Origin of the sequence: Blastococcus goldschmidtiae (genome assembly GCF_031845325.1) — a bacterium.
Taxonomy (GTDB): domain Bacteria; phylum Actinomycetota; class Actinomycetes; order Mycobacteriales; family Geodermatophilaceae; genus Blastococcus; species Blastococcus goldschmidtiae.
Map to the genome: position 1 here is coordinate 182,414 of NZ_JAVREI010000005.1, position 26,211 is coordinate 208,624.

The 26,211-nt window shown below is 72.8% G+C and carries 22 protein-coding genes; 13 read left to right on the forward strand and 9 right to left on the reverse strand.

What is annotated here, in order from left to right; translation table 11 throughout:
• The first annotated feature begins 111 nt into the window (after nucleotides 1-111).
• Genes RM425_RS10210 through RM425_RS10225 form a run of 4 tightly spaced genes read left to right on the forward strand, consistent with a single transcriptional unit; the run spans nucleotide 112 to nucleotide 2,144 of the window.
• On the forward strand, nucleotides 112-345 hold the full coding sequence (locus RM425_RS10210) for a helix-turn-helix transcriptional regulator (protein WP_311345115.1): 234 nt from the start codon (nucleotides 112-114) through the stop codon (nucleotides 343-345).
• Nucleotides 346-356: 11 nt separating this feature from the next.
• Entirely contained in the window at nucleotides 357-632 is a 276-nt protein-coding gene (locus tag RM425_RS10215; protein ID WP_311345082.1) for a hypothetical protein, read from the forward strand.
• Entirely contained in the window at nucleotides 629-952 is a 324-nt protein-coding gene (locus tag RM425_RS10220) for a hypothetical protein (RefSeq protein ID WP_311345083.1), read from the forward strand. Before RM425_RS10215 ends, RM425_RS10220 begins: the two co-directional genes overlap by 4 nt.
• Nucleotides 953-998: 46 nt before the next feature.
• Nucleotides 999-2,144: a site-specific integrase gene (locus RM425_RS10225; protein ID WP_311345084.1), complete on the forward strand. Its 1,146-nt coding sequence runs from the start codon at nucleotides 999-1,001 to the stop codon at nucleotides 2,142-2,144.
• Between the two features lie 26 nt (nucleotides 2,145-2,170).
• Here the strand turns inward: RM425_RS10225 and glnA are convergent, their stop codons facing one another.
• The gene (glnA, locus tag RM425_RS10230) at nucleotides 2,171-3,604 is read right to left on the reverse strand and encodes a type I glutamate--ammonia ligase (protein ID WP_311345085.1); all 1,434 of its coding nucleotides are present in this window, start codon (nucleotides 3,602-3,604) and stop codon (nucleotides 2,171-2,173) included.
• A gap of 173 nt (nucleotides 3,605-3,777) precedes the next feature.
• Between glnA and RM425_RS10235 the strand changes: the two genes are divergently transcribed.
• Complete coding sequence (locus RM425_RS10235; protein WP_311345086.1) at nucleotides 3,778-4,185, forward strand: RDD family protein; 408 nt, start codon at nucleotides 3,778-3,780, stop codon at nucleotides 4,183-4,185.
• Nucleotides 4,186-4,245: 60 nt separating this feature from the next.
• On the opposite strand, the gene RM425_RS10240 is transcribed toward RM425_RS10235, so the two are convergent.
• Together RM425_RS10240 and RM425_RS10245 are read right to left on the reverse strand one after the other, a co-directional pair.
• Nucleotides 4,246-5,697, reverse strand: coding sequence for a glycosyltransferase family 4 protein (locus tag RM425_RS10240; RefSeq protein WP_311345087.1), 1,452 nt, complete (start codon nucleotides 5,695-5,697; stop codon nucleotides 4,246-4,248).
• Nucleotides 5,694-6,569 carry a glycosyltransferase gene (locus tag RM425_RS10245; protein WP_311345088.1) on the reverse strand — a complete coding sequence of 292 codons (876 nt, stop codon included), beginning with the start codon at nucleotides 6,567-6,569 and terminating at the stop codon, nucleotides 5,694-5,696. Before RM425_RS10245 ends, RM425_RS10240 begins: the two co-directional genes overlap by 4 nt.
• Before the next feature lie 367 nt (nucleotides 6,570-6,936).
• On the opposite strand from RM425_RS10245, the gene RM425_RS10250 reads away from it, so the two are divergent.
• The 4 genes from RM425_RS10250 to RM425_RS10265 all read left to right on the forward strand — a co-directional run bounded on the left by RM425_RS10250 (nucleotide 6,937) and on the right by RM425_RS10265 (nucleotide 13,444).
• A complete protein-coding gene (locus tag RM425_RS10250) occupies nucleotides 6,937-7,665 on the forward strand; it encodes a class I SAM-dependent methyltransferase (protein ID WP_311345089.1) in 729 nt (242 codons plus the stop codon).
• A 225-nt stretch (nucleotides 7,666-7,890) separates the two neighbouring features.
• Nucleotides 7,891-8,322 carry a hypothetical protein gene (locus RM425_RS10255; protein ID WP_311345090.1) on the forward strand — a complete coding sequence of 144 codons (432 nt, stop codon included), beginning with the start codon at nucleotides 7,891-7,893 and terminating at the stop codon, nucleotides 8,320-8,322.
• Nucleotides 8,323-8,580: 258 nt separating this feature from the next.
• Entirely contained in the window at nucleotides 8,581-12,765 is a 4,185-nt protein-coding gene (locus RM425_RS10260) for an alpha-(1->3)-arabinofuranosyltransferase domain-containing protein (protein ID WP_311345091.1), read from the forward strand.
• 139 nt (nucleotides 12,766-12,904) lie between these two features.
• Nucleotides 12,905-13,444, forward strand: a complete 540-nt coding sequence (locus RM425_RS10265; RefSeq protein ID WP_311345092.1) for a GNAT family N-acetyltransferase — start codon at nucleotides 12,905-12,907, stop codon at nucleotides 13,442-13,444.
• Here the strand turns inward: RM425_RS10265 and RM425_RS10270 are convergent.
• The 3 genes from RM425_RS10270 to RM425_RS10280 all read right to left on the reverse strand — a co-directional run bounded on the left by RM425_RS10270 (nucleotide 13,441) and on the right by RM425_RS10280 (nucleotide 16,424).
• A complete protein-coding gene (locus tag RM425_RS10270) occupies nucleotides 13,441-14,214 on the reverse strand; it encodes a DUF4191 domain-containing protein (RefSeq protein WP_311345093.1) in 774 nt (257 codons plus the stop codon). The two genes, RM425_RS10265 and RM425_RS10270, sit on opposite strands and share 4 nt — an antisense overlap.
• 25 nt (nucleotides 14,215-14,239) lie before the next feature.
• A complete protein-coding gene (lipA, locus tag RM425_RS10275) occupies nucleotides 14,240-15,214 on the reverse strand; it encodes a lipoyl synthase (RefSeq protein ID WP_311345094.1) in 975 nt (324 codons plus the stop codon).
• Nucleotides 15,215-15,296: 82 nt separating this feature from the next.
• Complete coding sequence (locus tag RM425_RS10280; RefSeq protein ID WP_311345095.1) at nucleotides 15,297-16,424, reverse strand: hypothetical protein; 1,128 nt, start codon at nucleotides 16,422-16,424, stop codon at nucleotides 15,297-15,299.
• Between the two features lie 52 nt (nucleotides 16,425-16,476).
• Here RM425_RS10280 and RM425_RS10285 point away from each other — a divergent pair, with 52 nt between their 5' ends.
• The 3 genes from RM425_RS10285 to RM425_RS10295 all read left to right on the forward strand — a co-directional run bounded on the left by RM425_RS10285 (nucleotide 16,477) and on the right by RM425_RS10295 (nucleotide 18,565).
• Nucleotides 16,477-16,686, forward strand: coding sequence for a hypothetical protein (locus tag RM425_RS10285; RefSeq protein ID WP_311345096.1), 210 nt, complete (start codon nucleotides 16,477-16,479; stop codon nucleotides 16,684-16,686).
• A gap of 284 nt (nucleotides 16,687-16,970) precedes the next feature.
• Complete coding sequence (locus tag RM425_RS10290; protein ID WP_311345097.1) at nucleotides 16,971-17,300, forward strand: histone-like nucleoid-structuring protein Lsr2; 330 nt, start codon at nucleotides 16,971-16,973, stop codon at nucleotides 17,298-17,300.
• A gap of 335 nt (nucleotides 17,301-17,635) precedes the next feature.
• Nucleotides 17,636-18,565, forward strand: coding sequence for an LLM class F420-dependent oxidoreductase (locus tag RM425_RS10295; RefSeq protein WP_311345098.1), 930 nt, complete (start codon nucleotides 17,636-17,638; stop codon nucleotides 18,563-18,565).
• A gap of 31 nt (nucleotides 18,566-18,596) precedes the next feature.
• On the opposite strand, the gene RM425_RS10300 is transcribed toward RM425_RS10295, so the two are convergent.
• Nucleotides 18,597-20,897 (reverse strand): putative bifunctional diguanylate cyclase/phosphodiesterase, encoded by a 2,301-nt coding sequence (locus RM425_RS10300; RefSeq protein ID WP_311345099.1) that lies wholly within the window; start codon nucleotides 20,895-20,897, stop codon nucleotides 18,597-18,599.
• Nucleotides 20,898-21,162: 265 nt separating this feature from the next.
• Between RM425_RS10300 and leuS the strand changes: the two genes are divergently transcribed.
• Nucleotides 21,163-24,096: a leucine--tRNA ligase gene (leuS, locus tag RM425_RS10305; RefSeq protein WP_311345100.1), complete on the forward strand. Its 2,934-nt coding sequence runs from the start codon at nucleotides 21,163-21,165 to the stop codon at nucleotides 24,094-24,096.
• A 155-nt stretch (nucleotides 24,097-24,251) separates the two neighbouring features.
• Here the strand turns inward: leuS and lipB are convergent, their stop codons facing one another.
• On the reverse strand, nucleotides 24,252-24,911 hold the full coding sequence (lipB, locus tag RM425_RS10310) for a lipoyl(octanoyl) transferase LipB (RefSeq protein WP_311345101.1): 660 nt from the start codon (nucleotides 24,909-24,911) through the stop codon (nucleotides 24,252-24,254).
• Nucleotides 24,908-26,194: an NAD(P)/FAD-dependent oxidoreductase gene (locus tag RM425_RS10315; RefSeq protein ID WP_311345116.1), complete on the reverse strand. Its 1,287-nt coding sequence runs from the start codon at nucleotides 26,192-26,194 to the stop codon at nucleotides 24,908-24,910. Before RM425_RS10315 ends, lipB begins: the two co-directional genes overlap by 4 nt.
• Nucleotides 26,195-26,211: the final 17 nt, after the last annotated feature.

A 26,211-nucleotide genomic window follows, 5' to 3' on the forward strand; every position in this document is an offset into this window, starting at 1 on the left:
AGGCAGGAGCCTGATCGGAGAAGTTGGCTGTGGGCTGTCACCAATGGTCACGAAATGGCGCCTTCTGCAGGTGGCACCCCGCCCATGTCCGCCGAGCCCCCGGAGACCGCCATGCCCGACCAGACCCCCGGCCGCGATCACACCGCCGAGCCACCGTCCGAGCTGCTCACCATCGCCGAAGCCGCTCAGCTGCTGCGCGCCCCGGTCGCCACCCTCCGGTACTGGCGCCACCTCGGCACCGGCCCGGCCAGCTTCCGCCTCGGCCGCCGCGTCCTTTACCGTTCCGACGACCTGCGCGCCTGGGTCGACGCCCAGCACGGCCAGGACCGCGCCGGTCGATCTTGACGGATCCTGTTGTGTCCGACAATACTGATGCCTTGGAGATCCGGTTCACCCAGTCGGCGCGCAAGCATCGCATCGGCCGGACCTCCGCCCGCCACGTCCTGGCTGGCACCGGGCCGACGCCGGTCACCGCCACCAGCGGGGCCGACGCCTGGCTCTACGTCGGCCTCGACGAACGGGGCCGGGAACTGGAGATCATCGCCGTCGAGGTGCAGCCGGCCGACGGCGGCCAGCACTACCTGCTGGTCATCCACGTGATGCCGACCCACCTCCGAGGAGACAGCCCGTGACCGAGCGCACCCCGCCACCCATCACCTCCAGCACGCCGATCGGACCCGACGTCGACCTCGACCGGGACGACGTCCGACTGACCGACGGAACCCGGCTGACCGAGCAGGAGGCCGCGGACATCGTCGACGAGGTCCGGCGCCGCGGCGGCCGGCCCTCCCTCACCGGCCGGGCCGCCGTCTCACCGCGCATCGCCTTCCGCGTCGACCCCCGCGTCCGGGACAGCGCCGCCCAGATCGCCGACCGAGAAGGCAAGACCATCTCCCAACTGGCCCGCGAGGCGCTCGAGGCGCGGGTCGCCGCAGAGCGATCGACCTCATGAAGCTGGGTCGGTATCGCTCCGCCTGAGTTGCAGATCGGAGAGGCTCGTGGCTTTTCGCAGCATCCAGGACCGGTGGTACGTCATCGACCCGGCCACGGGGAAGCGTGTCCCGAGCGCCCGGCACGGGCAGGGGATGCGCTACCGGGCGCGCTACAAGGACGCCGCGGGTAAGGAGGTCACCCGGGCGTTCCCCGACAAGGAGAAGTCCAAGGCGCAGCGGTGGCTCGACGAGGTCACGACCAGCCAGGTGACCGGCACCTACGTCGACCCCGAGACCGCCCGGACGACGGTCGCCGACTGGTGCGCGACCTGGCTGGCCGGCTACGCCACCCGCCGCCCGCGCACGGTGCGGCAGGCCCGGGTGCACGTCGCCCAGATCACCGCCGCGTTCGGTCCGATGCCGCTCTCGGCGGTGCGGCCGTCCTCGGTCCGCTCGTGGACGGTGGAGCTCAAAGCCGCCGGCCTGGCCGACAGCTACGTCTACGCGCTGCACTCGCGGCTGTCGCAGGTCATGAGCGACGCCGTGCACGACGGGCTGCTGGCGCGCAACCCGTGCTCGCGCCGCACCTCACCAGGGGCTGGCGGTCAGCGCCCCTACGTCGCGACGACCGAGCAGGTGTGGGCGCTGCACGACGCGGTCGCCGACCACCTGCGCCCGGCGATCCTGCTCGGGGCGTTCGTCGGGCTGCGGACCGCCGAGGTCGTCGGGCTGCGGGTCTGGGACGTCGACTTCATGCGCGGCGTCGTGCGGCCGGTGCAGCAGGGCGACGGCGAGCCGCTCAAGAGCGAGACGTCCCGCACGCCGCTGCCCATCCCGCAGGAGCTGTCGGTGCAGCTCTCGGCGGCGGTGGCGCGATGGGGCGGGGACCACGTCGTCACCGACGGCGCCGGCCGGCAGACCTCGACCTGGGCGATCGAGCGCGCGATCCGCTCGGCCCGGCCGACGATCCCCGGGCTGCCCGACGCCTTCCGCTTCCACGATCTGCGGCACTACCTGGCCTCGCTGCTCATCGGCAGCGGGCTCGACGTCAAGGTCGTCCAGCACCGACTTCGGCACGGCAGCGCCAAGACGACGCTGGACACCTACGGCCACCTGTGGCCCGACAGCGACGAGTCCGCACGGGCCGCTGTGGGTGCTGTGCTGGCCGCTCGTGGGGACTGCTTGGGGACTGAGCGGGCTGACCTGCGGTAAAACCGCAGGTCAGCCCGCTGTACAACTCAGATGTCGTAGTACATCGCGAACTCGTGCGGGTGCGGGCGCAGGCGGATCGGGTCGATCTCGTTGGCCCGCTTGTAGTCGATCCACGTCTCGATCAGGTCGGGGGTGAACACCCCGCCGTCGATCAGGTACTCGTGGTCGGTCTCGAGGTTGTCCAGCGCGGCGTCCAGCGAGGCCGGCACCTTCTCGATGCCCAGGGCTTCCTCGGGCGGCAGCTCGTAGAGGTCCTTGTCGACCGGTGCCGGGGGCTCGATCTTGTTCTTCACGCCGTCGAGGCCGGCCATGAGCATCGCCGAGAAGGCGAGGTAGGGGTTGGCCGACGGGTCGGGCACGCGGAACTCGATGCGCTTGGCCTTCGGGCTGTCGCCCGAGATCGGGATGCGCAGGCAGGCCGAGCGGTTGCGGGCCGAGTAGACCAGGTTGATCGGCGCCTCGTAGCCCGGCACCAGGCGGTGGTAGCTGTTCACCGTCGGGTTGGTGAAGGCCAGCAGCGACGGGGCGTGGGCCAGCAGGCCGCCGATGTAGTGGCGGGCCATGTCGGACAGGCCCGCGTAGCCGGTCTCGGCGTGGAAGAGCGGCTGACCGTCCTTCCAGAGGCTCTGGTGGCAGTGCATGCCCGAGCCGTTGTCACCGAACAGGGGCTTGGGCATGAAGGTGGCGGTCTTGCCGGCGGCCCAGGCGGTGTTCTTGATGATGTACTTGAACAGCATCAGGCTGTCCGCCGAGCGCAGCAGGGTGTCGAACTTGTAGTTGATCTCGGCCTGCCCGCCGGTGCCCACCTCGTGGTGCCCGCGCTCGAGCTCGAGGCCCGCCTTCGCGAGGTTGAGCATCATGTCGGAGCGCAGGTCGCTCTGCTGGTCGTAGGGCTCGACGGGGAAGTAGCCGCCCTTGGGTCGGGCCTTGTAGCCGCGGTTGGGGCTGCCGTCGAGCTCGGTGGCGGCCCCGGAACGCCAGGAGCCCTCCTCGGACTCGATGTGGTAGTAGCCCTCGTTGATCGAGGTGTCGTACCGGACCGAGTCGAAGACGTAGAACTCCGCCTCGGGGCCGAAGTACGCGGTGTCGGCGATGCCGCTGGCGGCCAGGTAGGCCTCGGCCTTCTTCGCCACGTTCCGCGGGTCGCGGCTGTAGGCCTCGCGCGTGATCGGGTCGTGGATGAAGAAGTTGACGTTCAGCGTCTTGTGCTTGCGGAACGGGTCCACGAAGGCGCTGTTGGCGTCGGGCAGCAGCAGCATGTCCGACTCGTTGATCGCCTGGAACCCGCGGATCGACGAGCCGTCGAAGCCCAGACCCTCGGAGAACGTGTCCTCGCCGAACGTCGATGCGGGGATGGTGAAGTGCTGCATGACGCCGGGCAGGTCGCAGAAGCGCACGTCGACGAACTCGACGTCGTTGTCGCGGATGTAGCTGGCGACCTCGTCGGGACTGGTGAACATCGATCCTCCGGGATTGTGGACGGCCGAACGAAAGTTACGAGCCCGGAGTTGCCCCGGGGTATCCCGGGTGTTTCGGGGCGGTAACACCGCGGCCGGCGTGTCGTCGGCGCCGGCCTGCGCGCTCGAACGGTGCTCGTCGGCCAGGTCCTACGCTTGCGGTCATGGTCAGGGACGTGTCTCCACCCTCTCAGGAGCGGCCACGCGGCGCCTCCCTGGGGCTCCCCGGCGAGGGCGCGGGCTCACTCGCCGCCTTCAGCACGCGCGTCGGGGCGTTCCTGATCGACTCCCTCGCCGCCGCGCTGGTCGCCGGACTGTTCACCGCCCCGGAGCTGCCCGGGAACTGGAGCCTGGTCTCCTTCGGCCTGATCACCGTCGTCGCCCTGGTGGTCGCCGGTCAGACGCCGGGCATGCGGCTGCTCGGCCTGCGCATCGCCCACCCGCGGCCGGGGGAGCGGCTCGCGCTGTGGCGGGCCGTCGTCCGCACGGGGCTGCTCATGCTGCTCGTCCCGGCACTGATCGTCGACGCCGACGGCCGTGGCCTGCACGACCGGCTCACCGGCACCGCAGTCGTCCGGGACTGACGCCGACGACGGGGCCGCGACCCGCCGCCGGACAGCGCCCGACAGGCGGCATCCCGGTCATCAGGCGCTGTTGAGCCCGAGCTGGCCGGGCGCTTGTTCGGGCGCCAGCGGGGCGGTGGGACCGGCCAGGATGAGCCGGTTGTCCATCAGCTGCATGGAGATCGGCCGCACGCCGAGCCGGGTCATCACCGAGAGACCGGTGGTCTCGTCGCAACCGTTCAGCACGACCGCGGTCCGGTCGCCGCTCTGGACCACCTCGTCGGTCGCCCGCAGCTGAGCGGGCAGCTCCGGCGCCGGGCGGGGGAGGACGGCGAGCACGGAGATGTCGGACCGGGCCTCCCGGTACTCCGCCGGGCGGCCGTCGGTGACGGCGGCCATGCGGGTCATCTCCGCGCGGACGACGCCGGCGAGGAGATCGGCGCTGCGATCCCAGGAGAAGCAGCCGGCCCACGCCCTGCACGCCTCGGCGAACTGGTCCGCCCGCACCGGGTCGGCCAAGCAGTGCAACGCACCGATCACGGCCGCGGCGAGCTGCGCCGGCTCGTCCACCAGCCAGCCGGTCTCGCCGTCGAGGACCGAGTCCCGCACGCCCGGAACGCGCAGCGCGAGGCACGGCACGCCCCATGCAGCCGCCTCGAGGACCGTGCAGCCCCAGCCCTCGGCCTGGGAGGTCGAGGTGGTGAGCCACGCCCGCGACAGCAGCTCGTCACGGACCTCGTCGGACACCCGCCCGTGGAACGTGACGGTCGCCTGCATGCCCAGCTCATCGGCGAGGCTCTGCAGCCGGGCGCGGTCGGGTCCGTCGCCGACGATGTCGACCGTCAGCCCGGGGATCGCCTCCGCGACCGTCCTGAGGTGACCGAGCAGCAGGTCGATGCGCTTGTGCGCCACGAGGCGGCTCACCAGCGCGATCGTGGGCTGGACAGCGCGTCGGGATCGCTCCGGAGGCAGCTCGACGGTCCCGTTCGGCACGACGAAGATCGGCCCGCGGAAGCCGAGGCGGGCCCGTAGCTCGTGGCGCGTGGACGGCGAGACCGCGGCCACCGGCCGGTCCCCGTAGACGCGGCGCGCGGCGGGGCCCTCGAGCCACCGGCCGAGGGCGGCGACGGGAGCCGGGAAGTGGGTGCCGAACTGGTCCTGGTGCACGTGGTGCACGAGTTGCACCACCGGCGTGCGCTGGCCGGCGAACAGTGGCGCGAAGAACGGCGTCCCGTTCTGGCAGTCCACGACGGCGTCGAAGTGTCCCCGGGCCCGCCGCCCGCGGAGAGCGGTGCGCGCATAGACGGACAGCGTGCCCCCGGCCCGGAGGATGTGCATCCCGTCGAGCTGCTCGTGCTCGGGGGCCCCGGGGACGGCGGCCGTCAGCCAGGTGACCTGGGCACCCCCTTCGACCCAGCGGGACCCGATCTCGTGCATGTACTGCTCGGCGCCGCCGGCCAGCGGATGGCGGACGTCGCGCCAGTTCAGGACGAGGATCCGGGAGCCGCGGAGCTGCTGCGAGTGGCCGATCACGACGCGTAACCGGCCGCCCCGCGCTGCAGCTGCAGCACGGCGCGGAAGGCGGACATCCCGTCGCGCCACGGCGAGAACGACGATCCGTCCGCGTGGCTCCACGCGACGGGGACCTCGACGATCTCTGCACCCGCGTCCTGCAGGTGCCGCAGCAGCTCGACGTCGAAGGCGAACCCCGTGGTCCGGCAGGTGGCCAGTGCCGGCACGAGCGCGGCCCGGTCGAAGAACTTGAAGCCGCACTGGGTGTCGTGCACGTCGGAGACGAGGCTGCGGGCCATCACGCGGAACGCGGCCCCGCCGAGCCGTCGGGTGGCGGGCTGGTGCTCCACGAAGCAAGCGCCGGGGGCATGCCGTGACCCGACGACGGCCGTCGCGCCGGACTGGAGCAGTGCCATCACCGTGCCCAGGGTCTCGACCGGGGTGGCGAGGTCGGCGTCGAAGAAGCCGACGAAGCGCGACCGGCTGCGCAGCAGCGCCCGCCGAACGGCCGCACCCTTCCCGGGTCGCGCGCAGCCGACGACCTCGACCGGCACCGTCCCGTCCGTCGCCGCGCTGAAAGCTCGCACGACGTCTGCGGTCCCGTCGGAGCTCCCGTTGTCCACGACGACCAGGCGCGAGGACCAGGACTGCTCGCGGAGGAAGTCGACGGTGCGTCGCAAGGTCTCCGGCAGGCGTGACGCCTCGTTGTAGGCAGGGATCGCGATCTCGAGGTCGACGGTGGGCAAGGACACGGCCGGCGCCTCCGGGCGCTCGGTCGCCGGCGCGGTGTCGCGCTGACCACGCAGTGGCACGAGGACGGGCCGCAGGGCATGGAGCGTGCCCGTCGAGCCGTCCATCGGCTCAGCGCCCGCGGCGGATGCAGGTCGAGTCATCGGACGCCTTTCCTCGGTACGGGGGTCAGCGCCGTGCCGCGGCGGCCGAAGGCCGTGGCAACCGGAGACGGAGGGAGATGGACGTGGCTCCGAGGGATGCCGTTCTCGGATCGGGAAGGTTCCTGCCCGGCGCCGCGGCCTTCGGCGTAGCGCTCCGGGGGGAGAGCGGCGGGGCCCTGCTGCCGGGCGCACGACAGGATTATCACGTCTTTGTGGTCCCTTCGTCACCGAACGCAATCGAAAGTCGGGCAAACCATGCTTTCGAACGGCCGTCAATATGGGGTGTGTCCCACCGGGAGGTCAACCCGTGGCAATCTGCCGCAACTCCGACCGTCGGATGGCACGCATGTAGATGAGGTACACCCGAATGGATCGTTCTGCCACTTTTTCGCGCTCGGTACGGCTGTTCCGGGCCTTCAGGCAGGAGCAGACCGACCCGGGGAGCTTCTACGGCGCCCTGGCAGCCGACTCCGTCGCGCAGCTCTCGCGCTGGTCCGACCTGAAGGGGCAGACGGTCCTCGACGTCGGTGGCGGGCCGGGCTACTTCGCCGATGCCTTCAGGGAGGCGGGCGCCACCTACGTCGGACTGGAGCCCGACGCCGGGGAGCTCGCAGCCAGGGGGGTGACCGAACCGGGCACGGTGCGGGCCAGCGGGGAGCAGCTCCCGATCCGGTCCGCCGCCGTGGACATCTGCTACTCGTCGAACGTCCTCGAGCACGTGCCCCGGCCATGGACGATGACCGCCGAGATGGTGCGGGTGACGAAGCCGGGCGGCACCGTGTACCTCTCGTTCACACCGTGGTGGTCCCCCTGGGGTGGTCACGAGACCGCGCCATGGCACTTCCTCGGCGGCCACCGCGCCGCACGCCGCTACCGCCGGCGGACCGGCCAGGAGCCGAAGAACCGATTCGGGGAGTCGCTCTTCGCGGTCCGGGCGGGGTCGGCCGTGCGCTGGGCCCGCGACTGCCCTGACGTGGACCTCGTCGCGGTGTACGCCCGATACCACCCGTGGTGGGCGGCGTGGGTGGCCCGCGTGCCCGGCCTGCGAGAGGTCGTCTCGTGGAACATCGTCCTGGTGATGCGCCGCCGTTCCTGACCCTTCGGGGGTGCCGGCCCGCCCGGCTCCCGGTCGCCGGGACAGCCCGGACGGCGTCCTTTCGCCGGTGGTGAGGGTGGAACGCGAGAGCCCGGAACGGACGTCACCGGCCGGCGTGTGGCGGAACCCGCAGCGGAAGGGGCGGAACGCGAGGGGCCGAAATCGTCGTCACCCACGACCGGTTCGCCTTGACGATCCATCGGAGTGGCTGTCAAGGTGCGCCGCATGTCGAACGCGCTGCTGCAGGCGGGACGTGTCCGGGGCGGCTACCCGCGCGCGATCTCGCACCCGGGTGCGCACATGGCACAGGGTGCGTTGCGGGGGCGCGATCGACTCGCCGCGGCGATGCGTCCGGTCGTGCACCGCGCCTTCGACGGCGCCTCCACGGGCACGGTCGTCGACGTCGGTGGCGGCACCGCCCAGGCGAGGGCGCTCCGGCCGTCGGGGTGGCGCTACATCGCCGTCGACAACGACGAGCGACTGGCCGGCGACCAGACCGACGGCATGGAGCGGATCACGGGCAGTGCCTCGGGCCGGCACCCTCGCCCGGAGTCCAGGTTGTCGGCGGATCTGTCCTCGGTCTTCGACGTCGTCAGCGTGGACCGGCTCCGGCTGCCGCACCACTGCATCGTCGTCCGAGCTCGGCAGAAGCGCTGACGGCGGTTTCGTGCAGCCGCGGGCGACGGCCGAGGCGTACCCGCTCCCGGTGTCGCTCCGGGGAACCGTGTCGCTCGTAGTCGCGCACGGTTGCCCGCGGTCCATCCTCGCGGTCGGTCCCGGAGGCCATGACCGCGGAACCCACGGTCGGGAGACCCGCCTGCACGCAGGTGGACGGGGAGCCGCTGCGGCCGAGCAGCAGATGGGGTCGGTAGCCGGATGACGAGGACCGTCACCGCGGACCCACCGGACTCGGCGGTGTCCACGTCGGTTGCCACCGTCGCCGCTCCCGAGCCGTCGGCGCGGGGTGGAGCGCGGCTCCACGCCATGTGGCCGGCGTTGGTCTGCCTGTCGTTCGTCGTCCTCTGTCTCCTGCAGTCGCCTGGGGAGATCGTCGGGGACACCAAGCTCGACCTGGTCGTGGACCCGCTCGACTTCCTGGCCCGCGCGCTGTCGCTGTGGGAGGCGCAGGGATACGCCGGGCAGCTGCAGTACCAGGCGTACGGCTACTTCTTCCCGATGGGCCCGTTCTTCTCGCTCGGGGATCTCGTCGGCCTGCCCATGTGGGTGGTCCAGCGGCTGTGGCTGGCGGCCCTCATGTGCACCGCGTTCCTCGGCGTGGTGCTGCTGGCCCGCCGGCTGCGGATCGGGACACCGACGACGGCCCTGGTCGCCGGCATCGCCTACGCCATGTCGCCCCGGATGCTCAGCGTCCTGAGCGGTACCTCGGTCGAAGTGACCCCGATGGCCCTCGCGCCGTGGGTGATCGTGCCGCTGGCAGGACTGTCACGGCACGGGTCGGTGCGACGGGCAGCAGCGCTCTCCGGCCTCGCCGTGTTCTGCGCCGGGGGGGTCAACGCAGTGGCCACGGCCGCCGTCCTTCCCCTCGCGGTGCTCTTCCTGGGCACGCGCCCGGCCGGCCCGCTCCGCCGCAGACTGGTCGGGTGGTGGGTCCTGTGCGTCGGCCTCGCGACCCTCTGGTGGGCGGCGCCGCTCCTGCTGCTCGGTCGGTACAGCCCTACCGTCATGGACTACGTCGAGACCGCGGCGGTGACGACGGCGCCCACCGATGTGCTCAGCGTGCTGCGCGGCACCACGTACTGGATCGCTTCCCTTGCTTCCCCTTCGTCGGGCCCCTACGCGCCGGCCGGTTGGTCACTCCTGAGGGATGCCCTTCCGGTGGCGGCCACGCTGGTGCTCGCCGTCGCCGGGCTCGTGGCGCTCACCCGGCGTCGCCTGCCCGAGCGCACCTGGCTGGTCCTGGGGCTCCTGACCGGGGTGGCGCTGGTGACCATGGGCCACCTGGCCACCGTGGACGGCGCCTGGGCAGGCCCGCTGCACGAGGCGCTCGACCGCGAACTCGCCCCGCTCCGCAACGTGCACAAGTTCGATCCGGTGCTGCGCCTGCCACTGGCGCTCGGCATGGCGCACCTGGTCGCCGTCCTCGCGCGCACCACGCGACGACGACGGCATCCCGGATCCCGGGTGGGGGTGGTCCGGGCGAAGCGGTTCGGCGCGGGCGCCGTCCTCGTGGCGGTCGTGCTCGCACTGGTCGGGACGGCGTCCCCGGCGCTGGCCGGTCGACTGACGCCCCCGACCGGGTTCGCGCAGATCCCCGACCACTGGCAGGAGACGGCGGACTTCCTCGCCGCCCAGCAGCCCGCCGGGCGTGCGCTTCTGGTGCCGGGCTCCTCCTTCGGCAGTTACCAGTGGGGCAGGCCCGCTGACGAACCGCTCCAGTCGCTGGCGGAGTCGCCGTGGGAGGTCCGGTCGGCCATCCCGCTGACGCCCGGGGCGCACATCCGGATGCTGGACGCCATCGAGCAGCACTTCTCCCGCGGGGAGGGCTCCGCCGGGCTGGCCCGTTACCTCGCCCGGGCCGGGATCTCCCACCTCGTCCTGCGCAACGACCTCGACGTCGTGGAGACGCGCTCGACCCGGTCGTCGCTGGTGCGCCAGTCCCTCCGCGGGTCACCGGGAATCACCCGCGTGGCCACGTTCGGCGACGAGTACCCGCAGGTCGACCTGCCGTCGGGCACCGTTCTCGACGCCGGTCTGAGCGAGCCCGCGCCCGCCATCGAGATCTACACGGTCGCCGACCCCGCGCCGCCGGCGTGGACCGCGCCGCTGTCCTCGGCGGTCACCGTCCACGGTGGTCCAGAAGCCGTGCTGGCGCTCGAGGACCGGGGCCTGGTCACCGGCCGGCCGGTACTGCTCGCCGGGGAGTCGTCGGTCGACACCGGCTCGACCATGGTCAGCGACGCGCTGCTGCGCCGTGAACGGGCATTCGGCCGGTTGACCGACGCGACCTCCGGCGGGTTGACCGCAGACGCTCCCCTGAGTCAGGAGCAGCCGGCCGAGGACTACGCCTTTCCCGGGAAGGCGGAGGCCCAGAGCGTCGTCGACTACGTCGGCGCCACCCCGACCGCGTCGAGCTCGGGGTCGGACCTGGTGGTGTTCGCCGGCAACCGCCCCGACGCGCAGCCGTGGGCGGCGGTGGATTCCGACATGTTCAGCGCCTGGCGGCCGGCGGCCGTCCCCGACCGATCCCGGCCGGACTGGTGGCGGCTCACGACCGATCAGCCGTTCGTCGCCTCGGAGGTGACCATCTCGATCGGCAGGGACTTCGGCGGTCAGCGGCCGGCGCAGCTGCGGCTGACGACGGACGCCGGCACGAGGGTCGTGCGGGTCAGGAACACGGGAGCACCCCAGGTGTTCCCGCTGCCCCGCGGGTCGTCCCGCACGCTGACGATCAGTGAGACGACGACGGGTGCGGACGCCCCCACGATGGTGCTGCACGACGTGGTCGTCCCCGGGGTCGAGGTCGACCGCACCGTCGTCACCCCGGCCCCGTCGTCCGCGGCGGACGTCTACGCGTTCGACGCAGTTGCCGGACGGCCTGGATGTCTGACCGTCGCCGGCGGCTCCGTCCGATGCGCCGGCGAGCTGATGACCGGGAGCGAGGAGCCGGCGGCGCTCGACCGGGTGTTCACGACCGACGTGGCCGCGGACTACGAGCTCACGGTCACGGCTGTGCCGCGGCCGGGCCCCGCGCTCGGCTCCCTCCTCGCGACCACCCAGGGCGACATGCGGGCGTCGACCCGCAGCATCGCGGTGTCCGATCCACGCGGGGGTGCGGCAGCGGCGGTGGACGGCGACCCGCGCACGGCCTGGCTGGCCCGCCCCGGCGCCAAGCGGCCGACCCTCGTGCTCACCTGGCCCGAGCCGCGCGAGATGGACACGCTGCGCGTCGTCTCGGACGCCGGAGTCGGCTCACTGCGCCCGGACACCGTCACCGTCGACAGCGGGGACCGGTCGACCACCGTCCGGCTGGCCGAGGACGGGACCGCACGGTTCGAGCCCGTGGTCACCGATCGGCTCGAGCTCACCTTCGCGTCGGAGGAACAGGGGAAGGAGTCCTTCGATCCCTACACCCAGTGGACGCGGCCGCTGGGCATCGGCGTCAACGAGGTGGAGGTCGGCGGGCCCAACGTGACCGTGTCCGCCGCCAGCCCTGTCGTCCTGCCCTGTGGCGAGGGGCCGACGCTGTCGATGGACGACCGCCTGATGGCCACGCGGGTCGTCACCACCCTCGGCGCACTGCAATCCCTGCGGAGCGTTCCAGTCACCATCTGTGATGGCGGGGCCGTGGCAGGTCTGACCGCCGGGCAGCACCGGCTGACCGCGACGGGTACCGCGGCCCTGGCCGTGGAGTCGGCCACCCTGGTGCGCACCGACGGGGCTGCGAGCACGTCCCCGGTTCCCCGGGATCCGGTGTCGGTGAGCAGCTGGGGTGCAGAGCGCCGGACGGTGGAGGTGGAGGCCCGCGACGAGGACACCCTCCTCGTCGTCCCGGAGAACACCAACGCCGGCTGGACCGCCGACCTCGACGGCCGGCGGCTCGAGTCGGTCGCCGTCGACGGCTGGCAGCAGGGCTACGTGCTCCCGGCCGGGCCGGCCGGCACGGTCGACATCGAGTTCGCTCCCGGAGCGACCTACCGGGCGGGGCTGATCGGGGGCGCCGGGGCGGTCGTCCTGCTGGCCGCTCTCGCGGTCCTCCCCGTACCGGCGGGCCGGGGACGACCGGGCCGGCACCGACCGGGCGGCGGGTGCCGCCCGGGCTCGGGCCGTGTCCGCGCCGCGGTGCTCACCTCCGCCGCGCTGGGAGGCATGGCCTTCGTCGGAGGCGCGGTGGGCGCCGGCGCGGTCGTGCTGCTGTGGACGGTCACCGCGCCGCTGCGACGGCGCCGCCACCTCGCCCTGGCGCTGATGGCTGCTGGCACGTCGGTGACCGCCGGTGTCCTGCTCCTCATGGCACCCGACGGAACGGGGACCGTGCGTCAGGTGCTGGCCATCGTGGCGCTCGGGGCGGTCGTGACAGGAATCGTGCCGGTGCCGGCATGGCTACCGCGCCGGCGTGCCGCCGAGCCCGTCACCGTCTGACGGGCACCGGCCATCAGGCGGCCGGCAGCGGGAGACCGGGACGATCCCCGGCGCGGACGTCGTGCGGAGCTGCTGGACGGCTGACCGCTCCGTCCGGATCTCGGTGGACCGGGGCGTGGCAGGTCCGGAGACTTCGGTCGTGATCGTCCGACGCGAGGGACCTGTCGACCACGACGCCGTGCGGGCCCTGCACCGCGCGGCCTTCGCCCGCGACCCGGCGACCGGGTCCCCCCGGGCGCCCGACGACGTCGTCGAGGCGCGGTTGGTCGACGAGCTGCGGGAGGACGTCGGCTTCCTGCCGCACCTCTCGCTGGTGGCCGTGCGGGACGGCGTCGTCACCGGACACGTGATCGCCACCCGCGGGTGGCTCGACCCGGTCGGTGCACCGGTACTGGGGCTCGGCCCGCTGGGGGTGGCCCCGGAGGCGCAGCGGCGGGGCATCGGGACCGTGCTGGTGCACGCCCTGCTGGCGGTGGCGGAGGCGGCCGACGAGTCGCTCGTGGGGCTGCTCGGCGCGCCCGCGTACTACTCCCGGTTCGGTTTCCGGGCCGCCGCGGACCTCGGGGTCGCCGCCCCCGACCCGCGGTGGGGAGCGCACTTCCAGGCCCGCCGGCTGTCCGGGCGGCCCGCCGGCGGGCGGTTCCGCTACGCGGAGCCCTTCCGCCGGCTCGAGAGCTAGCGGCGGCGGACCTGCCGCTGGCTGATCGACATCTGGCGTCCCCCGGGCAGGGGACCGCCGGGGACGGGCATCTTCGGGCCGCCCAGTGCGCTCATCCGGCGGCCCAGGCTGTTGACCTCGGCCGCGGTGAGGTTGCGGGGCAGCTTCATCACGTGGGAGCTCAGCTTGGGCAGCGGCACCTGGCCCTCGTCGTCGCCGACGAGGATGTCGTAGATCGGGGCATCGCCGACGACCCGGGCGACCTTCTTCTTCTCCTGGGCGAGCAGGGCGCGCACGCGGGACGGCACGCCCTCGGCGACCAGGATCACCCCGGGCCGGCCCAGCACCCGGTGGACGGCGTCGAGCTGCGTGGTGCCCGCGACGCCGGAGGTGACCCGCCAGTCACCCCGCATGCCCTCGAGGACCCAGGCGGCCGCACCGGGCTGCCCCTCCACCTGCCGGTAGGCCGACCCCTGCGCGCGGCGGCCGAACACGATGAGCGTGGCCAGGACGGCGAAGAGCAGGGCGAGCGGGATGAAGACCAGCGGCAGGCTGAGCAGGATGCCGATCAGCTCGACCACGGTGAAGGTGGCCACGAACGTGATCAGCAGGATCCAGGGAAGCTTCGGGTCGTTCTTGGCCGTCAGCGAGTACGCCTGCTTGATCATGCGGACGTTGTTGCCGAGCTTCTTGAACCGCCCGACCTTGGGGTTGCCCTTCTTGTCCAGCTTCAGCTTCGGGTTCGCGACCGAAGCGGCGGTCGAGCCGGACGAGGGCTTGCTGCGTGCCATGTCCCCAGGATAGGGCCGTGCCGGGTCAGGCCCGGGAGGTGAGCCCTCGGGCGGCCGCGGCCTGCTGGTAGAGGCGGCCGGCGCGGTAGGAGCTGCGCACCAGCGGACCGGCCAGCACGCCCGGGAAGCCGATCTCCTCGGCATCCGCCTGGAACTGGACGAACTCGTCGGGCTTCACCCAGCGCACGACGGGGTGGTGCCGCGGCGAGGGACGCAGGTACTGGGTGATCGTGAGCAGGTCGCAGCCGGCGTCGTGCAGCGCCTGCATCGTCTCCCGCACCTCCTCCGGCTCCTCGCCCATGCCCAGGATCAGGTTGGACTTCGTGACCAGTCCGGCCTCGCGGGCGGCGGTGATCACGGCGAGGGAGCGCTCGAACCGGAACCCGGGGCGGATCCGCTTGAAGATGCGGGGCACCGTCTCGACGTTGTGCGCGAGCACCTCGGGCCGGGAGGAGAAGACCTCGGCCAGCTGGGCGGGGTCGGCGTTGAAGTCCGGGATGAGCAGCTCCACGCCGCAGCCGGGGAGCTGGGCGTGGATCTGCCGCACGGTCTCGGCGTAGAGCCAGGCGCCGCCGTCGGGCAGGTCGTCACGCGCGACGCCGGTGATGGTGGCGTACTTCAGCCCCATGGTGGCGACGCTCTCGGCCACCCGGCGCGGCTCGTCGGCGTCGAAGTCAGCGGGCTTGCCGGTGTCGATCTGGCAGAAGTCGCAGCGGCGGGTGCACTGGTCGCCACCGATGAGGAAGGTGGCCTCCCGGTCCTCCCAGCACTCGTAGATGTTGGGGCAGCCGGCCTCCTCGCAGACCGTGTGCAGCCCCTCGCGCCGGACGAGCGACTTCAGCTCGGTGTACTCGGGCCCGGTCTTCAGGCGGGTCTTGATCCACTCGGGCTTGCGCTCGATCGGCACCTGGCTGTTGCGCACCTCGAGGCGCAGCAGCTTGCGACCGGCGGGCGCGATGGTGGAGTCCTGGGCGGGGACCGGGGACGCCGTCTCGCTCATGATCTCCACGGTACGCCCGGGAACGCCGCAGCCCCCGTCGCACGGGCGACGGGGGCTGCGGCGTGGAGCACAGGCGCGCGGATCAGACCTGCTTGTCGGCGGGGCCGGCGGTCGGGCCCTCGTCGGCGCCGCCACCCGAGGTGAACGGCTGCGGCGTGTTCGTGATGTCCTCGCCGGCGCTGTCGGCGCCGTCGCCGTCGACGAACTGGGCGTCGCGGACGCCCATGTCCGACTCCGGGGGAGCCGAGTCACTGGTCGTGTCGGCGGTGGAGACGGTCTTTCCGGAGAAGCTGTCGGAACTGGGCACGGGGTCCTCTCGGTAGCTCGGGACCGGGCCGTCGCCGGCGGGCGCGGGGGTCCAGTCGTCCTCCTGCTTGCGCCGCAGGAAGACGAACGCGGCCGTACCCAGCGCGAGGGCCAGGAACACCCACGGCCAGCGGCGGCGCGGCTCGGGCTCCGCGCCGGCCCTCCGCTTCACCGTCGCCGCGGTGGCCAGTGCGGCCTTCTCGAACTCGCGGTGCTTCCGGCCCGCGTTCTTGCGGGCCTTCTTCGCGGCCTTGCGTGCCTTGCGCCCGGACTCGGCGGCGGCGGCGGCGAACTCGGCCCGCCGGGCGTCGAGCTCGCTGCGGGCGCTGTCGACTCCGGCGGCCAGCGTCTCTCGTGCGCTGTCCAGCGCCGGCGACACGACGTCGCGGGCCGCGGTCACCCGCGGGGTGGCGTAGGCCAGGGCCGCGACCTGGGCGGCCTCGAGGCGGGGGGCGATGTCGTCCCGGAGCGTCTTCTGGGCCGCCATCTGCCTCTTCTGGGCCGCCTTCTGCGCAGCCTCCACCCGCGGCGCCAGATCCGCGGCGGCCTTGGCGGCTGCCGCCTGGGCGGAGGCCACGGCGGCTGCGGCGCGGGGACCGGCGGCGTCGAGGTGCGGAGCCAGCGCGTCGCGCGCCGCCTCCACGCGGGGGGCGAGGGTGTCGCGGGCGGTCGCGACGGCCGGGGCCGCGGCGGCGACCGCGGCGGCGACCTTGGGGACGACGGCCACCTTGGCGGCCTCGTATGCGGGTGTGGCCGCCTCGCGGGCAGCCGCGACCCGGGGGCTCACCTGCTCTGCTGCGAGACGGCCGGCCTCGGTGGCCGCCACCCCGAGGTGGGCGAAACCCTCCTGCAGTTCGGCGCCGATGACCTGACCGCGCGTCTTCTTGCGGAACACGAGCTGCACCCTTCGTTCGTCCTTGTCCTGTGTTCTCCCCTGTACCTCAGGAAGAACGATCTTGAACATCTACGACAGACTACGGGCGGGGGCAGCCGAGCGCAGCCTTCGTCCAGGCACTGTTGTCGGCTACCGGCACGCTCCGGCGCGCCTGAACGTCACTGACGATTCCATTTCTCAGGACCTGGTGGAGATCTGGTTCGGGGGAATTGATTCACCCGACAGCCGCGACGTGAACACGCTTCCCGCGGCCCTGTGCGCCTCGCCATGACAACAGGGTCTTGTCATGGCCTGCGCCCGCCGGTCGGAGTGGCTGAGGCGTGTGTTGCGCTCCATCGGTGAAGGTGTGGTGATCCTCCGGTCGTCGACCGGCCTTCATCGGTCAGTGCCGGTATCTGCGGCGCCGGGAAAGGGATGGAGATTCTGCTCGACCTTCACATGCCGCGACATCGGTACGCCAGGAAATCGCTGAATCGGGAGTGTCCGCGCTTGGCGATAAACGCGAAGAAATGTGGTACAAATCCGTCGAGCAGTAATCGATGCGAGGAGCACACCATGGCGCAGACCACCCGCGTTCTGATCGTGGACGACCTGGACGGCAACGAGCTTCCCGAGGGCCAGGGGCAGACGGTCACGTTCGCTCTGGACGGCACCGGCTACGAGATCGATCTGAGCAAGAAGAACGCCGACAAGCTCCGTGCCGATTTCAAGCGGTATGTGGACGCTGCCCGCAAGGTCAGCCGGCGGGGCTCGGTGCCGGGACCGCGCAAGAGCCGCGAGGACAGCAGCGCGATCCGTGAGTGGGCGAAGAAGAACGGTCATGAGGTCAGCGAGCGCGGGCGCATCCCGACCGCGGTGATCCAGGCGTACGAGGCTGCCAACTAGCCTGCACCGCCCTGGGGAGCCCCCGGCCCACCTCGCGGTGGCTCGGGGGTTCTCTCTTTTCCCGGCAGCCCGGCCCACCCGGCTGCATGGTGAGGGGATTGGCCGAGCGGAGTGGTCGAGTGGACCCGCGAGCCGCCCGACCAGATGCTCCACAGAGCGTGAACGGATGCCTGAGAGGGTGTCGTTCCGTGCGCCCGGCGCACCTTCACGCGAGGTATCGGAATGGCGTGGATCCACGTGACCGCTCTCGACCATCCCGCCCGCTCCGGGCGCTCCGTCACGCCCAGTGCTCAGGTGGGACGGCGAAGGCGCGCCCGGGTGGCTAGCGTCGCACCGTGCAGCTCCGCATCTTCACCGAACCGCAGATGGGCGCCACCTACGACGACCTGCTCGCCGTGGCCCGGCGCACCGAGGAGACCGGCTTCGACGCCTTCTTCCGGTCCGACCACTACCTGACCATGGGCGGCGACGGCCTCCCCGGTCCCACCGACGCGTGGCTCACGCTGGCCGGGCTGGCGCGCGAGACGAGCCGCATCCGGCTCGGCACGCTCATGACGGCGGGCACCTTCCGCCTGCCCGGGCCGCTGGCGATCTCCGTCGCCCAGGTCGACCAGATGAGCGGCGGCCGGGTCGAGCTGGGCATCGGCTCCGGCTGGTTCGAGAAGGAGCACACCGCCTACGGCATCCCCTTCCCGTCGCTGGGCGAGCGCTTCGACCGGTACGAGGAGCAGCTGGCGATCATCAGCGGGCTGTGGAGCACCCCTCCCGGGGAGACCTTCGACTTCGCCGGGCAGCACTACCAGGTGTCGGGCTCCCCGGCGCTGCCCAAGCCGGTGCAGGCCGGCGGGATCCCGATCCTCGTCGGCGGTGGGGGGAAGAAGCGCACCCCGCGGCTGGCCGCCCGGTACGCCGCCGAGTTCAACGTGCCGTTCATGTCCGCTGCGGACAACGCACGGCTGTTCGCGGGCGTGCGGGAGGCCTGCGACGAGGCCGGTCGCGACCCGTCGTCCCTGGTGTACAGCTCGGCACTGGTGCTGTGTGTCGGGCGGGACGAGGCGCAGCTCGCCCGGCGGGCGGCCGTGATCGGCCGCGAGGTGGACGAGTTGCGCGCCCACGGGGTCGCCGGCACGCCGGCCGAGGCCGTCGACATCCTCGGCCGGTACGCCGAGGCGGGGGTGCAGCGGGTGTACCTGCAGGTTCTCGACCTGGCCGACCTCGACCACCTGGACCTGGTCGCCGCCGAGGTCGCGCCGCAGCTGAGCTGATCCGGCCCGGCGCCTCCGCCGGGCGGGGCGGTCACCGGTCCCGCTGTGACGCCGCTCCCGCCGGCGCGGGGCGGGGCGCGGCGAGCCAGGCGAGGAAGTCCGGCACCGGCATCGGGCGGGCGATGCCGAACCCCTGCGCGACATCGCAGCCGAGGGCGTCGAGCACCCCGGCGGTGCGGTCGTCCTCAACGCCCTCGGCCACCAGCCGCAACCCGAGCGCATGGGCCAGCGCCACCGTGTGCTCCACGATCGCGGCCGCCCGCGGGTCCTCGGCCACGTCGGCGGTCAGGCTACGGTCGAGCTTGAGCTCGTCGGCCGGCATGTATCGCAGGTAGGCCAGCGAGCTGTACCCGGTGCCGTAGTCGTCGATCGACGTCCGGACGCCCAGGCGGCGCAGCTCGCCCAGCACGGACCGTCCGCGGTCTGGGTCGGCCATCAGGGTGTCCTCGACCAGCTCGAGGGTGAGGGCGTGCGCCGGCAAGCCGTGGCGCCGGAGCGCGGCCGCGACCTTGCCGGGCAGCTCCAGGTCGGTGACGTCGGCGGCCGACAGGTTGACCGACACCGGTACGGGTCGGTGCTCCCACCAACGGGCGGCGGCGTCCAGGGCCAGGTCCAGCACGCGCTCCGCGAGAAGCCGGAGCAGACCGGCCTGCTCGGCCGCCGGCAGGAGCTCGGCGGGGGAGAGCAGGCCACGGACGGGGTGGTGCCACCGCACCAGGGCCTCCGCGCCCACCACCCGACCGTCCGGGAACGCCACCTGCGGCTGGAGGTGGACGGCGAGCTCGTCGCCGTCGAGGGCGGTCCGCAGCTCCTCCATGGTGCGCAGGCGGTCGCCGGAGCCGCCGTCGGGATCCGGCACGTAGACGTGCACGCCCTTGCGGCCGGACTTCGCCGCGTACATCGCGATGTCGGCGCAGCGCAGCAGCTCGGAGACGGTCGCCGCGGGGATCGGTGCGGTGGCCACACCGATGCTCACCCCGACATGCAGGGAGAAGTCCTCGATCGGGAAGGGTCGGAGGACGAGCGCGCGCAGCAGCTCGGCCCGGGCGTAGGCCTCGTCGAGCGTGGCGGAGGGGAGGAGGACGGCGAACTCGTCGCCGCCGAGCCGCGCGAGCAGCTCGTCGGGTGCCAGCGAGGGAAGCAGCCGGGCGCCGATCCCGCGCAGGAGCTCGTCGCCGGCGGTGTGGCCCAGGCTGTCGTTCACGTCCTTGAACCCGTCCAGGTCGAGCAGCAGCAACGCGGCGGGGCGTCGTGCCGACGCGGCCGCCACCACGCGGTCGGCCGCCTCGAGCAGGGCCCGGCGGTTGGGCAGGCCGGTGAGTTCGTCGGTCCTGGCTTCCTGCCGGACCTCGTCGAAGGAGCGCACCTCGTGGAAGGTGATCGCGGTCCGGACGAGGGCGGCGACCACCGTCGCGGTGGCGAGCCAGGCGGCCAGGACAGGGAGGTCAGTCGCCCAGCCGGTCGCGAGGACGAGGAGGCTGCCGACGATCGCGGCGAGGGGCAGGGCGAGCAGCCGCCAGCCGAGTCGGACTCTGCTGGCCCGCCGGTCATCGCGCCCGACCGCGGTCGGGGCCGCCAGCCGGGCGGCCACGGTGACCAGGACCATGCCGGTCAGCCACGTCAGCTCGACCGGGCCGCCGGTGACCTGCTCCCCGCGGACCATGTGCGCGAAGAGCAGCACGTCACCCGCGAGCACGCAGGTGAGCGCCGCGGTCAGCAGGACGGCCGTGCGGTCCAGCCGCAGGCCGAGGATGGAGCCGAGGGCCACCAGCAGCGCCAGGAGCAGCAGATCGGTGGCGGGCAGGGCCAGCTGGACGAGCGGGAGCGGGGGAGCACCCGCCCGCCCTGAGAGGTAGGGGCCGAGGAGGAAGGCCACGCCCAGGGCCGTGGTCCCGAGCGCGGTGATCACACCGTCCAGCCACATGCTCGGGTGGAACCGGGGGACGCGGACGCGCACCAGCGCGATCAGCGTGACCCACAGACTCAGGTAGGCGGCCAGCGCCAGGGTGTCCAGCACGAGCACCGGGGGCGAGGCGGGCGCGTCCGGCCCGATCAGGACCCGGCCCACGTTGACGACCGTGTTCAGGATCAGGACGACGGTGAGCGCGTGCCAGGCCGACCGCTCCCGAGGCACGCGCACGGCGGCCTGCCGGCACGCCAGGATGGCCGGGACCCAGACCGCGTTGCGGAGCACGCCGTCGAGGACGGTGTCCCACGCCTGCCCGTCCGGGCGCACCACGACGGTGCAGGCGTAGGCCACGACGAGCGCGGCGGCCACGTGCGGCAGCCGGAGCTCGCGCGCACCGCCTGCGAACGACCGAACCTGTTCCACAATCTTCCATCGGCGCACGGCGGCGCCGGCACGACGATGGAGACCGCTGCCCGACCCGGAAGGGGGAGAGCGGCTCCCGGGCTCGCCCGGCCCCACTGGTCGGTACGTGCGCGGCTTGCGCCGGAGTATCATCGCCCGCGTGACCAGGCGGCTCCTGCTTGCCAGGCCGTGCTGACCTCCAGACCTACTGTCAGCACGGCGACCCCTCCTGTGTGAGGGGTTTTTTGATGTCCGCCGCCGGTACCAGTCCCCGGGAGCACGAACGATGAGCCAGACGGCCGACCAGCCCAGCGTCGAGCACGCAAAGGGTGGTGGGGTGGGTGGACAGGATCTGCCCCCGCACCGCTACACGCCCGCGCTGGCGCAGCAGATCGAGCTCTCCTGGCAGGATCGCTGGGAGGCCGACGGCACCTTCCACACTCCCAACCCCACTGGGCGGCTGAGCGCCGGCTTCGAGCGGGTCGCCGACCGGCCGAAGTTCTTCGCGATGGACATGTTCCCGTACCCCTCGGGCGCGGGACTGCACGTCGGGCACCCGCTGGGCTACCTGGGCACCGACGTCACCAGCCGCTTCCGCCGGATGGACGGCGACAACGTCCTGCACCCGATGGGCTACGACGCGTTCGGCCTGCCGGCCGAGCAGTTCGCCGTGCAGACGGGGCAGCACCCGCGGATCACGACCGAGGCGAACATCGCCGCGATCAGCGCGCAGCTGCGCCGGCTGGGCGTCGACCACGACCAACGGCGCACCTTCGCCACGATCGACCCGGGCTACTACAAGTGGACCCAGTGGATCTTCCTGCAGATCTTCGGCTCCTGGTTCGACGAGGACGCGGACAAGGCCCGCCCGATCGAGGAGCTGACCGCCGAGCTGGACGCCGGCACCCGCGAGCCGGCCGCCGGCACCAACCCGTCGGGCCGGCCGTGGGCGGAGCTGGACGACCGCGAGAAGAAGGCCGTCGTCGACGGGCACCGGCTGGCCTACCTGAACGAGGCACCGGTCAACTGGTGCCCGGGCCTGGGCACGGTGCTCTCGAACGAGGAGGTCACGCCCGACGGGCGCTCCGAGCGGGGCAACTTCCCGGTGTTCCGGCGCCCGCTCAAGCAGTGGATGATGCGGATCACCGCCTACGCCGACCGCCTGCTGGCCGACCTGGACCGGCTGGACTGGTCGGACTCGCTGAAGCAGATGCAGCGCAACTGGATCGGCCGCTCGACCGGCGCGCGCATCTCCTTCGCCGCCGGCGAGGAGACCATCGAGGTCTTCACCACCCGGCCGGACACCCTGTTCGGCGCCACCTACATGGTGCTGGCCCCCGAGCACCCGCTGGTGGGTGCGCTGACCCCGGACGCGTGGCCCGACGGCAGCGACCCGCGCTGGACCGGTGACGCCGCCACCCCGTCCGAGGCCGTGCGCGAGTACCAGCGGCAGGCCTCCCGCCGCTCGGAGCTGGACCGCCAGGACGCCGGCCGGGAGAAGACCGGCGTCTGGCTGGGCGTCACCGCGATCAACCCGGTGAACGGCCGCGAGCTGCCGGTGTTCATCGCCGACTACGTGCTGACCGGCTACGGCACCGGCGCGATCATGGCGGTCCCCGGCGAGGACCAGCGCGACTGGGAGTTCGCGAAGAAGTTCGGCCTCGAGATCGTGCCCACGGTCGAGCGGCCCGAGGGCTTCGACGCCGACAGCGGTGCGTACACCGGTCCCGGCCGGATGATCAACTCGGCGAACGACGAGATCTCGCTCGACGGCCTGGACAAGGCCGCGGCCATCGCCCGGATCACCGAGTGGCTGGTCGAGCACGGGGCCGGCGAGGCGACCACCACCTACAAGCTGCGCGACTGGCTGTTCAGCCGGCAGCGCTACTGGGGCGAGCCGTTCCCGATCGTCTACGACGAGGACGACCGCCCCGTCGCCGTCCCCACCGCGATGCTGCCGGTGCTGCTGCCCGAGGTCGACGACTACTCGCCGAAGACCTTCGCCGACGACGACGCCGACTCCGCCCCCGAGCCGCCGCTGTCGCGGGCCACCGACTGGACGACGGTCGAGCTGGACCTCGGCGACGGCGTGAAGAAGTACCGCCGCGAGACCAACACCATGCCCAACTGGGCGGGGTCGTGCTGGTACTACCTGCGCTACCTGGACCCGGGCGACGACGAGCGCATGGTCGACCCGGAGCTGGAGCGCTACTGGATGGGCCCTCGGGAGACGGCGGACTCCACCGGGGTGAAGGACACGGGTGGCGTGGACCTGTACGTCGGCGGCGTCGAGCACGCCGTGCTGCACCTGCTGTACGCCCGCTTCTGGCACAAGGTGCTGCACGACCTCGGCCACGTCTCCAGCGAGGAGCCGTTCCGCCGGCTCGTCAACCAGGGCTACATCTCCGCCTACGCCTACACCGACGAGCGCGGCTTCTACGTGCCCGCGGCCGAGGTCGTCGAGAAGGACGGCCAGTTCCTGTACGAGGGCAAGCCGGTCGACCGCGAGTACGGGAAGATCGGCAAGAGCCTCAAGAACATGGTCACGCCGGACGAGATGATCGGCGCCTACGGGGCCGACACCTTCCGCGTGTACGAGATGTCCACCGGCCCGCTGGAGCAGTCGCGCCCGTGGGAGACCAAGGCCGTGGTCGGCTCGCAGCGGCTGCTGCAGCGCATCTGGCGGGTCGTGGTCGACGAGCGGAGCGGCGCCGTGCGTGCCGCCGACGACGTCGAGCCGGCCGAGGAGACCCTGCGGGCGCTGCACAGGACCATCGACGGCGTCCGCGACGGCTACGGCACCCTGCGCTTCAACATCGCCATCGCGCGGATCACCGAGCTGACCAACCACCTGACCCAGGCGTACGGGGCGGAGTCGCCGGTGCCGCGGTCGGTGGTCGAGCCGCTGGTGCTGCTCGTGGCACCGCTGGCACCGCACCTGGCCGAGGAACTGTGGTCACGGCTGGGAGGCGACGGCTCGGTGGCCTGGGCCCCGTTCCCGACCGCCGACCCGCGCTGGCTGGTCGAGGACACCGTGCAGGTCGCCGTCCAGGTGAACGGCAAGGTGCGCTCGCAGGTCACCGTGCCGGCCGACGCGGATGCCGCTGCGCTGGAGGCTGCTGCCCGCGCCGACGAGAAGATCGCCGGCTACCTGGCAGGGGCGACGATCCGTCGCGTCGTCGCCGTCCCCGGCCGGCTGGTCAACTTCGTCCTGGGCTGACCCGCTTTTCCGCGAAAAGGCGGGCTGCCTTTCCGCGGAAAAGCGGTTGTGGGCGGCGGTAGAACGGGCGGGTGACCCCTTCCGATCTCCGCCTGGTCGAGCTCGGTCGGGACGACGCCGCGTTCGCCGCGAGACCCCGCGGATGATCCCGGTGGTCAGCCGGCGGTGGCGGGCACGCCGGCCAGCACGGCCCGCATCGCCGTCTCCACCGGGTCGATCGCCTCGGCCACCGGGACGTCGCGGCCCAACTCGGCCGAGAGCGACGTGACCCCGGCGTCGGGGATGCCGCAGGGCACGATCGAGCCGAAGGCACCCAGGTCGGGATCGCAGTTCAGCGCGAAGCCGTGCATGGTCACCCCGCGGGCGACGCGGATGCCGATCGCGGCGACCTTCCGCTCCGGGCGGGAGCCGCGGGCCGGCTCGTCGGCGGGCAGCCAGACGCCGCTGCGGCCCTCGACCCGTCCGGCGGTCACGCCGAGATCGGCGCAGACGTCGATGAGCGCGCCCTCGAGCCGCCGCACGTACGCGACGACGTCGACCGGGTCGGGCAGCGCGACGATCGGGTACCCCACGAGCTGGCCGGGGCCGTGCCAGGTGATCTTCCCGCCGCGGTCGACGTCGACCACCGGGGTGCCGTCGGCCGGGCGCTCGTGGACCTCCGTGCGCTTGCCGGCGGTGTAGACCGACGGGTGCTCCAGCAGCAGCAGCGTGTCCGGCCCCTCGCCGGTCACCCGCCGCGCGTGCACCTCGCGCTGCATCTCCCAGGCCCGCTCGTAGGGGACGACGCCCGCCCGGATCACCTGCAGCTCGGTCATGGGACCACCCTAGGCCCGCCGTCCGACATCGGGGGCCGGCGCCAGGGCGATGTCGGCCCGCCCGCGGGACGGAGCCGGCGAAGCACCGCCTGGGCGGTGCGGGCGCCACTGGCCATGGCGCCCTGGATGGACGGGGTGTCCCGGTGGTCGCCGCAGACGTACAGCCCGTTGCCGAGGTCCACGGGACGGCGCAGCTCCAGCGGCGGCACGGCGGCCGGCTGCGCGCGGGGGACGGTGACGCTGGTCAGGTGGGCCAGCTCGCTGGGAGCGACCCCGTGCGCGCGGGCGACCTCCTCGCGGACGTCGGCCTCGCGGGTGGGGGCCAGCGTGGAGCTCGCCACCAGCGCGCGACCGTCGGGGCTGTAGCGGGGCTGGGCGTCGGTGAGGACGGCGCTGTTCACCAGCTCCCCTCCCGGGCGGCCGAGGACCAGGAGCGGCTCGTCCCACGGCGAGGACGGCAGCACGTGCAGGTGGGTGGTGACCTGGCGTGGTGCCGACGCGCTCAGCCCGGGCAGCAGATCGGCGGCCGTCGTCGGATCGGTGGCGACCACGACGGCATCGGCCGTGATGCGTCCGAGCTCGGTCTCGACCGCGCCGCCGGCGACGCCGGTGACGCGGCAGCCGAGGTGCACGGAGCCGGCGGGCAGCCGGTCGGCCAGCTGTTCGCCGACCGACTGCATGCCGCGGGCAGGGAGGCCGATGCGTCCCCGGACGAAGCTCCGCCACAGCAGGTCCAGGTAGCGGCTGGAGGTCTCCAGCCGGTCCTCGAGCAGCACCCCGGCGAGGAACGGGCGGAGGAACCGGTCGAGCGGGGTGCCGGCCAGACCGGCCCGGTGCAGCGCCTCGGCGGCCGCGCGCTCGGGCGCCGCGAGGAGCCGCTCCACCGGCAGGTAGCCGGCCCGCGCCGAGAAGGCCGCGAGCGCCGCCTTCTCCCGGAGCGACCCGATCGGCGCCGTCGCGGTCGCCGGCAGGGCCGTCGGTCGGCTGCGCGGGTCGACGACGCGATGGGCCCGGCCGTCCACCCACACCCGGGCGCCGGTGAGGAACCAGCCCATCCCGAGGGCGTCCACGTCGAGGTCGGCCACCCGGGGGTAGCCGGTGTTGAGCACCTGGAACCCGCGGTCGACGAGGAAGCCGTCGACCCGCTCGGTGGCGAGCCGGCCACCGGCGTGCCCGGCGCCCTCGACGACGTGGACGTCGCACCCGGCGGCGGCCAGGCGGGTGGCCGCGGAGAGCCCCGCCAGGCCGGCTCCGACCACCACGACCTCGGCGCGCGCAGGCATCCTCACCGCCTCAACGT

Coding starts and splice junctions, on each gene's coding strand:
- RM425_RS10210 (WP_311345115.1), top strand. CDS start 112: ATGCCCGACCAGACCCCCGGCCGCGATCACACCGCCGAGCCACCGTCC.
- glnA (WP_311345085.1), bottom strand. CDS start 3,604: ATGTTCACCAGTCCCGACGAGGTCGCCAGCTACATCCGCGACAACGAC.
- RM425_RS10245 (WP_311345088.1), bottom strand. CDS start 6,569: ATGACTCGACCTGCATCCGCCGCGGGCGCTGAGCCGATGGACGGCTCG.
- RM425_RS10250 (WP_311345089.1), top strand. CDS start 6,937: ATGGATCGTTCTGCCACTTTTTCGCGCTCGGTACGGCTGTTCCGGGCC.
- RM425_RS10255 (WP_311345090.1), top strand. CDS start 7,891: ATGTCGAACGCGCTGCTGCAGGCGGGACGTGTCCGGGGCGGCTACCCG.
- RM425_RS10270 (WP_311345093.1), bottom strand. CDS start 14,214: ATGGCACGCAGCAAGCCCTCGTCCGGCTCGACCGCCGCTTCGGTCGCG.
- lipA (WP_311345094.1), bottom strand. CDS start 15,214: ATGAGCGAGACGGCGTCCCCGGTCCCCGCCCAGGACTCCACCATCGCG.
- RM425_RS10290 (WP_311345097.1), top strand. CDS start 16,971: ATGGCGCAGACCACCCGCGTTCTGATCGTGGACGACCTGGACGGCAAC.
- leuS (WP_311345100.1), top strand. CDS start 21,163: ATGAGCCAGACGGCCGACCAGCCCAGCGTCGAGCACGCAAAGGGTGGT.
- lipB (WP_311345101.1), bottom strand. CDS start 24,911: ATGACCGAGCTGCAGGTGATCCGGGCGGGCGTCGTCCCCTACGAGCGG.
- RM425_RS10315 (WP_311345116.1), bottom strand. CDS start 26,194: ATGCCTGCGCGCGCCGAGGTCGTGGTGGTCGGAGCCGGCCTGGCGGGG.